7 protein-coding genes and 1 tRNA gene are annotated in these 12,417 nt (G+C 61.3%); 4 read left to right on the forward strand and 4 right to left on the reverse strand.

What is annotated here, in order from left to right; translation table 11 throughout:
* Positions 1–15: 15 nt before the first annotated feature.
* The gene (gene hutU, locus LF252_RS09835) at positions 16–1,779 is read right to left on the reverse strand and encodes a urocanate hydratase (protein WP_226269410.1); all 1,764 of its coding nucleotides are present in this window, start codon (positions 1,777–1,779) and stop codon (positions 16–18) included.
* A 153-nt stretch (positions 1,780–1,932) separates the two neighbouring features.
* Between hutU and LF252_RS09840 the strand changes: the two genes are divergently transcribed.
* The gene (locus LF252_RS09840) at positions 1,933–2,175 is read left to right on the forward strand and encodes a hypothetical protein (RefSeq protein ID WP_226269411.1); all 243 of its coding nucleotides are present in this window, start codon (positions 1,933–1,935) and stop codon (positions 2,173–2,175) included.
* Between the two features lie 494 nt (positions 2,176–2,669).
* Here LF252_RS09840 and LF252_RS09845 read toward each other — a convergent pair.
* Positions 2,670–2,742, reverse strand: a tRNA-Lys gene (locus tag LF252_RS09845).
* 194 nt (positions 2,743–2,936) lie between these two features.
* On the opposite strand from LF252_RS09845, the gene LF252_RS09850 reads away from it, so the two are divergent.
* Positions 2,937–3,536 carry an SH3 domain-containing protein gene (locus tag LF252_RS09850; RefSeq protein ID WP_226269412.1) on the forward strand — a complete coding sequence of 200 codons (600 nt, stop codon included), beginning with the start codon at positions 2,937–2,939 and terminating at the stop codon, positions 3,534–3,536.
* Positions 3,537–3,617: 81 nt separating this feature from the next.
* On the opposite strand, the gene LF252_RS09855 is transcribed toward LF252_RS09850, so the two are convergent.
* Entirely contained in the window at positions 3,618–4,373 is a 756-nt protein-coding gene (locus tag LF252_RS09855) for a TerC family protein (protein ID WP_226269413.1), read from the reverse strand.
* Between the two features lie 33 nt (positions 4,374–4,406).
* A complete protein-coding gene (locus LF252_RS09860) occupies positions 4,407–5,213 on the reverse strand; it encodes an SDR family oxidoreductase (protein ID WP_226269414.1) in 807 nt (268 codons plus the stop codon).
* A 217-nt stretch (positions 5,214–5,430) separates the two neighbouring features.
* Here LF252_RS09860 and LF252_RS23015 point away from each other — a divergent pair, with 217 nt between their 5' ends.
* Both LF252_RS23015 and LF252_RS09880 read left to right on the forward strand, forming a co-directional pair.
* The gene (locus LF252_RS23015) at positions 5,431–7,671 is read left to right on the forward strand and encodes a GEVED domain-containing protein (protein ID WP_317197847.1); all 2,241 of its coding nucleotides are present in this window, start codon (positions 5,431–5,433) and stop codon (positions 7,669–7,671) included.
* 70 nt (positions 7,672–7,741) lie between these two features.
* Complete coding sequence (locus LF252_RS09880) at positions 7,742–12,352, forward strand: T9SS type B sorting domain-containing protein (RefSeq protein ID WP_226269415.1); 4,611 nt, start codon at positions 7,742–7,744, stop codon at positions 12,350–12,352.
* The last annotated feature ends 65 nt before the right edge of the window (positions 12,353–12,417 follow it).

Consider the following 12,417-nt stretch of genomic DNA (forward strand, 5'->3'; position numbering starts at 1 on the left):
AAAATTACTGCGCTATTACTCCTGCCCTGGAATCTTCGCGCCGCGCTCCTGGGCTACCTGCTGAGCCAGCTCGTAGCCGGCGTCGGCGTGGCGGAAGACGCCCATGCCGGGGTCGGTGGTGAGCACGCGGCGCAGGCGCTCGGCCTTTTCGGGGGTACCGGTGGCCACGATGACCATGCCGGAGTGCGTGCTGTTGCCGATGCCCACGCCGCCGCCGTTGTGCAGGCTCACCCAGTCGGCACCGGAGGCGCAGTTAGCCAGGGCGTTGAGCAGGGGCCAGTCGGCTACGGCGTCGGAGCCGTCCTTCATGCCCTCGGTTTCGCGGTTGGGCGAGGCCACGGAGCCGCAGTCGAGGTGGTCCCGGCCGATGACGATGGGGGCCGACACTTCGCCGCGGGCCACCAGGTCGTTGATGACCAGGCCGAACGTTGACCGCTCGCCGTAGCCCAGCCAGCACACGCGGGCGGGCAGGCCGATGAAGGGCACCTTGGCCTGGGCCTTCTCGATCCAGCGGCGCAGCATCTTGTTGTCGGGGAAGGTTTCGAGCAGGGCGCGGTCGATGCGCAGGATGTCCTGCGGGTCGCCGCTGAGGGCGGCCCAGCGGAAGGGGCCTTTGCCCTCGCAGAACAGCGGGCGGATGTAGCCGGGCACGAAGCCGGGGTAGAGGAACTGCCCGTTCTCGTCGCGCACCTTGAGGCCGCCTTTTTCGGCCTGCCCGCGCAGATTATTTCCGTAATCGAGGGCCACGGCCCCGCCGGCCTGCATGTCGATGATGGCCTGGCAGTGCTTCACGATGGACTGCAGAGCCTGGCGCTTGAACTCCTCGGGGTTGTCCTTGCGCAGCTGCAGCACGGCGTCGATGTCGCCCTCGGGGATGTAGTCCATCAAGTCGTGGGCAGAGGTCTGGTCGGTTACCACGTCGGCCTTGAAGCCGCGCTGTAGCAGCTCTGGCAGCACGGTGGCGGCGTTGCCGGTCAGGCCGATGCTCCAGCCTTTGCGCTCGGCCTTGTACCGGGCCATCAGCTCCAGGGCATGGTTCAGGTCGCGGGCCTGCTCATCCACGTAGCCTTCGCGCACCTTCTGCTTCACGCGGGCGTCGATGGGCTCAATGACCAGGCACACGCCGTCGTTCATGCTCACGGCCAGCGGCTGGGCGCCCGACATGCCGCCCAGGCCGGCCGTAACGGTGACGGTGCCGGCCAGCGTACCGCCGAAGTGCTTATCGGCCACGGCGGCCAGGGTTTCGTAGGTGCCCTGCAGGATGCCTTGGGTGGCAATGTAAATCCAGGAGCCAGCCGTCATCTGCCCGTACATCATCAGGCCCAGGCGGTCCAGCTCGTCGAAATATTCCTGGGTGCTCCAGGCGGGCACGAGGTTCGAGTTGGCAATGAGCACGCGCGGGGCGTGGGCCCAGGTACGCAGCACGCCCACGGCCTTGCCCGACTGCACCAGCAGGGTTTCGTCGGCTTCCAGCTCTTTCAGGCTCTTGACGATGGTCTGAAACTCCTTCCAGTTGCGGGCCGCGCGGCCGGTGCCCCCGTACACGATTAGCTCGTCATAAACGAGAGAAACGGCCGGGTCGAGGTTGTTTTCGAGCATGCGCAGGGCCGCTTCGGCTTCCCAGGTTTTGCAGCGTAGCTCGGGGCCGTGCTTGGCCCGCACGGTTTCGGCGGGCTTGTACTCGTAGTACATGGGCCGCTGGGCGGGCTGGCCGGTAGTCGAGGATTTGCTGGTGGCTTCGAGGTTGAGTTCGGGCGTTTCGAGGGCGGAGTGCGACATGGGAATCGGGTGGAATTTGGGAGCTGGAAGATATTGCTTTTTTACTCGGCCCAACTGCCCTACCCTACTGCTTTCTGCTACCATTTACCCTACCGGTCCGCGGTTGGAATAGCCGGTTGATAGGCAGAAAGCCCTGGTTCATCTAATAATAATATGGCATTCCTATACCTGATGCCAGCTTTGCCGTATGAGTCGGCAACTGTGCTTCGAACAGTCCTTTCCGCCGACCTTTCCACTCTTGTTATGCAGCGTTTTTCCACTCTTCTCCGCTTCTTGGTTTTGTTTGCCTTGCTCATCGTAGGTGCTGCTAACCGCCCGCACAAGCAGCAAAACCCTTCGAGTATCCCGGCCACTGTTTCTCTGCTGCTCCAAAGCGTGCCGCCTATTAAAGGCTAGCTGGCAGTACCCAGTATTGCGCTCAGTGGGCTCATTTCTTACCAACTGCTGTGACACGGCGCATCACTCACATTTGGCCATACGGCCACTCGTCAGTAACCAATATTCCGATTTTCATATAACAGGTTTTGTTTGCATATTGCCTTGGCAAATAGGGACTACCTGTTATGAGCGAACTACTGCAACTTCTGAAAGACGGATTACACTGGTTGGGCGACGTGCTGCTGGATGGCCTGCTGGCTGATTTTTTCGCCTGGCTCAGCGACTGGCTGACCTCCTAGGCAGCCAACCACTACTTCTTCTTTTGACCTTCGGGCATGTTGCGCTACGCGCGACACGCCCGTTTCTTTTTTACGCATTGCTCAATTTGCGGCGCCCTGATAGGTACGGGCGTACACACCGGCTTGCACGGCATTCTGCATGAAGCGAAGCCCTTTTCCGAAAACGACCATAAAAAAAGCCCCGCTTGCGTGATGCAAGCGGGGCTTTTTAAGTGATTCCGCTGGGATTCGAACCCAGGACCCATACATTAAAAGTGTATTGCTCTACCAGCTGAGCTACAGAATCAGTTTCTTTGTACCAGCGGGCGTTTCTCGCTGATTGTGGCACAAAAGTAGAGGGCCAAACCTAACTACGCAACTGTTTTGCTGAAAAAAGCGCATCTTTTTTTCCTGTTCCTGGCGGTTTTTTCTCAATCCGTTCAGGCCCAAAAAGTTAGTTCAACCCTTTTAAAGGCAGATTCTTTGTACCAGGCGGGCCGCGTGGAGCAGGCCTACCCGCTCTATCGGCAAGCCCGGGAGCAGGATCAGCAGCAGTCGGTGCGGCAGCTGCTGCGCATGGCGTATGTGCAGGAGGAAGTGGGCCACTACCCGGCGGCTTTGTATTACCTCAGCGTAGCGCAGGCCTGGCAGCCTCGCCAAGCAACCTGGCGCAAAATGGTAACGCTGGCCCAGGAGCATCGGCTGACGGGTTACCCCGATACGTGGCGGCAAAACTTATTGATTACAATACAGCGCTACTACTACCGACTGCTGCAGGGGCTGCTTATTCTGGCGGTGGCGGGTGGCACGCTGCTACTCATCCGCCGGCGTACCGCCGACCGGGCCTGGTGGGCGGTGTACGTAGTATATCTGGGCGTAACGGGGGCCTTCCTGAACATCCTGGCACCGGGCCGGGTGGGGTTGGTGGCTCGTTCCAGCGCCCCACTTATGGCCGGGCCCAGTGCGGGTTCCACCTGGCTGACCACGGCCGCTGCCGGCGACCGGTTTGAGGTGCAGGGTCAGCAGGATATCTGGTTTCGGGTGCGGTGGCAGGGCCGCGACGCCTACATTCGCCGCCCCGATTTGCTGCTGGTAGATTAGAAATGCATTGGCGGCTATTCCTCTCGTTTTGGTTAAAAACTGAGAGAAAACAGCCGCCAATGGTGTGTACGCTGCTACAGTTTATGAATTAGCCAGGCGCTTGCGCAGCCAGGCCAGGGCCAAAGGCACGGCAAATACTGCTACTGTTAGGATGGTAAGGCCTGCCTCGGCCGTTTCGCTGGCCAGGAACTGGCTGAAGGGGTGAGCGGGCGCGAAATGCTCCACCAACGAAAGCAGCAGCTTGAGCCCCAGAATGCCAATAACCACGAAAGCGGCCGTTTCCAGAAACGGGTAGCGGCCCATGAGCACCACGAAGGCCTGGGCCACCAGCCGCATGGCCAGAATACCGATAAACACCCCCAGGCACACCAGAATGAGGTTGTCGGTGAAAGCTACCACGGCAAACACGTTGTCGATGGAGAAGGCCAGGTCCATCAACTCAATAAGAGCCACCGTGGCCCAGAACTGCCCAAAGGCCCCCAGAGTGCGACGGTAAATCCAGCTTTTCTCCTTGTCGGGCGCTTCTTCTTCGTTGCCGCCTTTCGGACGGAAATAGCTCAGGGCCAGGTACAGCAAGTACAGCCCGCCCAACGGCTTCAGAAACCAGATATTGACCAGGTAGGCGGCGAATACGATGCAGATGCCCCGGAACACGTAGGCCCCAATGATGCCGTAGCGTAGCGCCTTCTGGCGCTGCTCCCGGGGTAGGTCGCCCACCATGGTGGCCAGCACCGCCGCGTTATCAACGGAGAGCAAACTCTCGATGATAATCAGGTTGCCCACCACGGCCAGCGCGGCCAGGGGGTTGTCCAGAATTTGCTGCAGATGCTGGTTCATGCGCGAAAAGCCGTGAAAAGGCAGTGAGTCGGGTTAGAGTACGAAATCGGGCTCCTCTTTACGGAAATGGTTAAGCACCAGCTTATCGGCCAACCCGGGCAGCCACTTGTTCAGGAACACAGTAAGCTTGCCCTGGCTGGTGAGCACCAGGTCACGGCGGCGCTGGCGCACGGCTTCCAGCAGGTGCTGAGCTACTTCTTCGCTGCTCATCATTTTCTGCTCGTCCCGGGGCGACTCTCCTTGCTTGGAGCCGTCGGCGGCTAGGGCCACGTTGCGGATGTTGGACGCCGTGAAGCCCGGGCAGGCCAGCAGCACGTGTACGCCCTGGGGCATCAGCTCGGTGCGTAGCGCCTCCAGAAAACCGTGCATGGCAAACTTAGAGGCCGAGTAGCCCGTGCGGCCCGGCAGCCCCCGATAGCCGGCAATGCTGCTGATGCCTACAATGGAGCCTTTGGCCTGGGTGATGTAAGGCAGCGCGTACTTGGTGGCGTATACCGTACCGAAAAAGTTGGTTTGCATCAGCTGCCGGATGACGTCCAGGCTGGCGTCGCGGAACAGGGCCCGCATGCTGATACCGGCGTTGTTAATGAGCACATCCAGGCGGCCGAAAGCGGCAATAGTTTCGCGCACGGCCCGCTCCGAGTCGGCCTCCACGCCCACATCGGCCCGCACGGTGCGGTGCTGCACGCCCAGGCGGGCCAACTCGTGGCTGGTTTCCTGCAGACGGGCTTCGTCGCGGCCGGTGATGACTACGCGGGCACCAGCCCGGCCAAACTCCAGGGCCGTAGCCCGACCAATGCCGGAGGTACCGCCCGTTATCAGAACAACTTTATCTTTCATTTTGCAGTGCAGAAGGCGTTGCCAGCCCGGCAACGACGGCGGCAAAACTACGGGTATTTTCGGCAGGCCATCGGCGGGAAGCCGGCTTTTACCGAATTTCAACTGGGCAATTAACCGGTAACTGATATATTGAATTCGCAGCCGGAAAAATTGTATTTTGCTCCCCTTTCGGCGGCTTTTCAGTTCGCACTACTCTCTACTTTTCACCCCGTTTTATATGATGCAACCCTTACGCGCGCTGGCGGGTGAAAAGGTCCGGTATGCCGCTGGTATACTGGTGCTGCTTTTGCCATTTCTAGCTCTGCAGGCCCACGCCCAAACCTGCCCACCGGCCCCCAGCGCCTGCACGCCGGGCAGTGCCCCGGCCAGCAACTACACCTACGGCATGGGGATTCTGAATGTGAAGCTGGGCAGCATCAACAACTCCAGCGGGGGCGTGCAGGAAGGGTATCGGGACTACGCCTGCAGCCTTGGCGCGGCCACCCTCACCCTTGGGGTAGATGCGCCCATCTCCATTCAGACGAATAACAACGCCGACGAGAACGTGCGCGTGTGGGCTGACCTGAACAACGACGGCAGCTTCAATCCAACAACTGAACTGGTGTTCAGCTCCAACGCCAAGCGCCTACACACTGGCAACGTGCGGCTGCCGGCCGGCACCGTTACGGGCGTGAAGCTGCGCCTGCGCGTGGCGGCCGACTACGTGAACTCGCCCATTCCGACGCCCTGCTCCACGCCGCAGTACTCTCAGACGGAGGATTACGCCATTACAGCCGCCGGCAGTACGGTAGCGCCCACCGCCGATTTTGTGGTTGACCAGACGCGCACCTGCTCCGGCACCGTGCAGTTTACCGACCAAACCCAGAACGGCCCTACCAGGTGGCTCTGGGACTTCGGCGACGGCACCACCAGCACCCAGCAAAACCCCAGCCACCGCTACACCACGCCCGGCACGTACACGGTGGCCCTGACAGCCAGCAACGCCGTGGGCAGCACTACCAAAACCCGCACCAGCTACGTCACCTACGACAACGTGGTACCCGTGGCGGCCAGCTGCATTCCGGTTACGGCCGGCTACTGCTGCGGATACGGTATCACGCAGCTCAGCCTGGGTGGGTTCACCAAATCGTCGGCCGATGGGCAGGTGGGCTACGAGGATTTCACCTGCTCCAGCAAGCTGGAGCTGACGGCTGGCAACCGCTACAACCTGAGCGTGCTGACCGGGGCCGGCAACCCGCACGATATCCGCGTGTGGCTTGACCTCAATGGCAACGGCTCATTTGAGAATAGTGAGGTGGTTTTCCTGGCCCTGAATGCGAATAACCCCACCGGGAGCTACCTAGTACCCACCACTGCCCTGCTCAACCAGCCCCTGCGCCTGCGCGTGGCGGCCGATTTTGTGGGTTCTTCCTTTACATCTTGCAGCGGTATTCAATATGGGCAGGCGGAGGACTACACGGTAATTCTGCGCCAGAATACGCAACCCCCACTGGCCAGCTTCAGCTCGAATTACCTGGCGGGCACCTGCCAAACCACGGTGCAGTTTACCGATGCCAGCCAGAACGCGCCCACCAGCTGGCTCTGGAACTTCGGCGACGGCACCACCAGCACCCTGCAAAACCCCAGCCATACCTACCTCACGGCGGGCACCTATACGGTTACGCTGAAAGCGACCAACGCATACGGCTCCACTACCGCCACCCAGGCCAATGCTATTTCGGTGGTGTTGCCGTGCGTGCAGTATTGCGCTATATCGGGCGGCAATACTAACTTTTGGATCAACAATGTGTCGTTGACCTCTCCGCAAAGCACGTTTTCCAACGCATCCGGCGCCGACCCGAACGGCTACGGCAACTACACCAGCAAGGTGATAACCCTGCGCCTGGGTCAAACGGCTACGCTGTCGGTTTCCACCAACCAAACGGTGCAGCGCGTGACTACCGTGTGGATTGACTGGAACCGGGACGGCGCGTTTTCCACCTCGGAGCTGGTGGCAAACCAAATCAGCTTCAACCCGTCGCTGGTGACCATAAACGTTCCGACGCAGCAGAGCATCGTGGGCCAGACCCGGATGCGCGTCATTGCCCGGCTCAACAATAACCTGACCTACTCCTGCTCATCCACGCCGCAGCCGAACACGGAGGCCGAAGACTACACGTTGCAGATTGTACCGGCCACCGGTACGCTGGAAGCCAAGGCCTTTGCGGCCCTCACCGTGGCACCCAACCCCACCGCCACCGGCGAGGTTACCCTGTATCTTTCCGATGCCAGTGCGGCGGGCAGCTACGCGGCCGAAGTGACCAACGCCGTGGGTGCCTGCGTGTACCGCGCCAATCTGCGCCTCACGTCCACTGCCGGTACCACACTCAACCTTAGCCAGCTGCCCCAGGGTCTGTACCTGCTTCGTCTGCGGAATGCCCAGGGGCAAACGGCCACCCGCCGCCTGATTCGGGACTAACAGCATCTGCCTTCTCGGGGCCGGCAGCAGTGCGGCCGGCCCTCAGCTATTTCCCCTCTTTATTGCTTCTATGCACACAACTTTACTGCGCACGTGTCTGCTCCTGCTCGTGGCCTGGCTGGCAACCGTCTGCCCGGCGGCGGCCACTCACTTGCTGGGCGGCGAAATGAACTACAAGTACCTGGATGCCAATGGCCCGGCCACGGCCCCGTTTCGCTATCAGGTAACGGTAACGGTGTACCTGAACAAGGAGGCCGGCTCCGTAGCTCCGGACGGGCGGCCCTCGGTAGATATTTCGTTCTTCAATAAGTCGCAGGGCGGGGCCCGGATTTCGACCATTACGGTTCCCCGCACCAGCTTTATTGAGATTACGCCGCCTTCGCCCGGCGGCTGCACATTGCCCAACAGCCAGCCCCCCCGCGTGACGCTGGCTAAGTACATCACCATCGTCAACCTGCCCCTGTCGTTTGACGGCTATTATGCCGTGTACACTGATGTGGCCCGCAACACCGATGTAACAAACCTGCAGAACCCCGGCGGCACCAACATGACGCTGTACACGGAAATGGCCCCGCCGCTGTTGCCGAACACGTCGCCGGTTTTCTCGGATACGGCCGTGGCTGTTATCTGCCAGGGTGATACCAGCATCCTGCTCAACAACGCCTACGACGCCGACGGGGACCGGCTGATTTACTCTTTTGGGACGCCGTACCAGGGCGGGGTACCGTTTGGCAGTTTCACACCGCCCCCACCTTCTGTCAATTATGCTCAGGGATACAGCGTAACGCGGCCATTTGGCACAACACCGGGCAACTACGCGGCCCTGAATGCCAGTACCGGTCTGAGCTACTACGCGGCTCCTAACCAAGGGAAATACGTGGTGGCCGTGGATGTGAAGGAGTACCGTACCATCAACGGCCGGGAAATTCTGGTGGGTACCACCCGGCGGGATATTCAGTTGGTGGCGAGGCCCTGCCAGCCCAATAAGCCCCCGGTGTTTACGCCTCCTTCGGTGGCCGTGAAGGAGTTTTCGGTGGAGGAAGGGCGCATCCTCTCGTTTGCCGTCACCTCTACCGACCCGGAAGGCAAATCCTTAACTATGAAGGTCAACAGTCCGCTGCTGGATGGGAGCGGACCGTTCGATTTCAGCGTGAACGGCAACCAGGGCACAGTGCTGCCGGGCAGCCCCACGGGCAGCGCCTCCGTAACCGCTGTGGCCACGGTAACCGGCAATTTTGCCTTCAATACCCGCTGCGGCAATGCCCGCGCCACTCCGTACGATGTGGTGGTATCGGTGAGTGATAATACCTGCGGCAGCAAGACCATTTCGGAAATTTACCGCATTACCGTGACGCGGGCCGCCGGCCCCAACCGGATTCTGGGTGATACCGTGGTGTGCGACCGGACGCAACCGCTCACCTACATTGCGGCTGGTCCCTCGGCTAACTCGTACCGCTGGACGGTGCGGGGCGGTACCATTCAGGGCGACGGTACCGGCAGCTCGGTGCAGGTGCTGTGGGGAGCAGCGGGCACGGGTACCCTCACGCTGCGAGGGGTTTCGGCTCTGGGCTGCCCTACCGATTCGGTGCAGCGAACCATTGAGGTGCGGCCGGCCTCTACCCTAGCCGTTAGCCCCAACGTGAGCGTTTGTCCGGGCACCCCGGCTACCCTCACGGCCAGCGGCGGGCAGAACTATACCTGGACCAGCAGCAGTGGTCAAACCTTCTCGGGCAGCGCCATTACCGTGACACCGCTGCAGACGACGACCTACACCGTGACCTCAACCGAAGGCGTGTGTAAAACCACCCGGCAGGTAACCGTAACGGTAAACCCGGCAGCGGTGGCTAATGCCGGTCAGGCCCAAACCACCTGCTCGGGTGTACCCGCTACGCTGGGCAGCCCTGCGCAAGCTGGTTATACGTATCAATGGTTCCCCGCCACGGGCCTGAGCAGCACTACGGTGGCGCAGCCGGTATTCACGCTGGCCAACACCGGCACCGCACCCCAAACCTACACGTACACGCTCACCGCTACCACGGCCCAGGGCTGCTCGGCTACCAGCACCGTCACCATCACCGTAAACCAAGCGGCCGTAGCCAATGCCGGACCTGATCAGGCCGTGTGCTCGGGCACCCCAGTTTTGTTGGGCAGTGCGCCGGTAGCGGGGCAATCCTATCAATGGAGCCCGGCCACAGGCCTGAGCAGCGCCACCTCGGCCCAGCCGACGCTCACGCTTACCAACACTACCGGAAACATTCAGGTATTCAGCTACGTGGTAACGGCCACCACAGCCCAGGGCTGCGTAGCCCGCGACACGGTGCGGGTGACCATCAATCCGGCCGCCGTGGCAAACGCCGGCAACAACCGCACCGTGTGCTCCGCCGAATCTACCGTACTGGGCAGCCCGGCATTGCCTGGGTACACGTACCAGTGGAACCCGGCCACCGGCCTGAGCAGCGCTACTCTGGCCCAGCCTACTTTCAGCCTGCCCAATACCGGTAACAGCCCCCAAACTTACACGTACACGCTCACGGCTACTACGGCCCAGGGCTGCGTAGCTACCAGCACGGTAACCATCACCGTAAACCCGGCAGCGGTGGCTAATGCCGGCCCCGACCAAGCCCTGTGTGACAAAAAACAGGTGACCATTGGTACGGCGGCGCTGCCCGGCTACACCTACCAGTGGAGCCCTGCCGCTAACCTGAATAGCGCCACCACGGACCGGCCCGTATTCACGGCGCACAATACCACCCAGTCGCCGCTGGTGCTCACCTACGTGGTAACGGCTACTACCGGCCTGGGCTGCTCCGCCCGCGACACGGTGCGCATTACGGTGAACCCCCGGCCATTGCCCGACAGCATCCAGGGCTCGACCTCCGTGTGCCCCACGGTACAAGGCGTGCAGTACAGCATCCGGAACCCGCGCAATGCCGCTTACCAATGGCAGGTAACGGGCGGCACCATTGCCAGCGGCCAAGGCACGCCCAGCATTACCGTTAACTGGGGCAGTGCTACCAGCTCGGCATCCGTTAAGGCTTTTCAGTTCAACTCGTTTGGCTGCTCCTCTGATACCGTGATATTGCCGGTGCGCATCAACCAGGTGCTGGCCACGCCGCGGCCTACGGGCCCCGTGCAAGTGTGCTTGGCCGATGGTCCTTTCACCTACCAGACGCAGTACACCAATGGCTCCCTCTATGGCTGGCAGATTGTGGGAGGCACGCAGGTAAGCACCAACTTGGCCTCAGTGCAAGTGCGCTTCACGCGCACGGGCCTGGCAAAGCTGGTAGTTACTGAATCGAGCAACCCGGCTGGCGGCATTTGCCGTGGCCAGAGTGACACGCTGTATGTGAACGTGCTGCCGTCCCCGGCCAGTAACCTTGCCATCAGCGGCCCCAGCCGAGTGTGCGCGGGCTCCGGCAACGTAGTTTTCTCGCTGCCAGGCGCAGCCAACTCTACCTACGCCTTTACGCTGAACGGGGCCACGGTAGCCGGCTCTGGCAACACTCTGACGCTGCCCGTACCGGCCGCCAGCACCATACCGTACACCGTGACCATTCGGGAAACCAATGCCAGCGGATGCGTGGGCCAACCCTACACTAAAACCTTCCTGGTAGTACCACCGCTGGCTATTACCGGTCCGGCCAGCTACTGCCCCGAAGCCCGTACTGGCCTCACATATTCAACGGCTGCACTCACTGGTGGTGTATATCAGTGGACGATTACGGGAGGCACCATTACTAGCGGACAGGGCACCAACACCATTACTATTGATGTACCCGCCGGTTCGGCCAACGCCACGCTCAGCGTAACCGAAACCACCAGCCAGAGCTGCGGGGCCACGTTTACCATCCGGCCCGACAATGCTAGTGTGCAGCTGAGCACGGCCTCGGTAGATGCCGCCAGCCAGGACCGCAGCATCACGCTGGCCCTGCAAGTGCCCAACAACACGGGCAACGGCAACCGGGTGCAGATTCTGCGCCGCGACGCCGGCAGCACCGGGGCCTACACCCCGGTGGGCAACGTGGCCAACACCGCTACTTCTTTTACCGATAACACGGTGGATGCCGACAGCAAAGCCTACCAGTACCAGCTCAACCTGACCAACGCCTGCGGCACCGTGCTGAGCAGCCAGACCCACACCACCATCCTCACCACCACCACCGCTACCCAAAGCACTGGGGGGCGCAACGTGGGCCAGGCCCAGGTGACGTGGACGGCCTACCAGGGCTTTCCGGTGCAGCAGTACCGCGTGAGCCGCGTGGCCGACAACGGCTCGGCCGAGCTGGTGGCCACAGTAAGCGGCAGCACGTTGAGCCTGGCGCTGCCCAGCAGCACGGCCGGGTTTAACCAATGTTTCCGGGTGCAGGCAGTGAGTACCGATGCTACGGCCCGCATTTCCGCCTCCAACGATGCCTGCGTCAGCTTCGACAATAAGCTGGGCTTTTACAACATCATCACCCCCAACGGCGACGGCAAGAACGACGTGCTCTACATCGACAACGTGCTGCTCTACCCGCGCAACACGCTCACCATCTTCAACCGCTGGGGCAAGCAGGTGTACGAAACCCGCAACTACCGCAACGACTACGACGGCCGCGAGCAGGCGCAGGGCATGTACTATTACTTCTTCCAGCTGGAGGATGGCACCCGTTACAAAGGCTGGTTTGAGATTGTCCGCTAGCACACACTAACCACCGGCGAAAGGCCGTTCGGAATGCATCCGGGCGGCCTTTTTCGTTTATCCTT

It is taken from the genome of Hymenobacter pini, from assembly GCF_020421205.1.
Lineage (GTDB): Bacteria > Bacteroidota > Bacteroidia > Cytophagales > Hymenobacteraceae > Hymenobacter > Hymenobacter pini.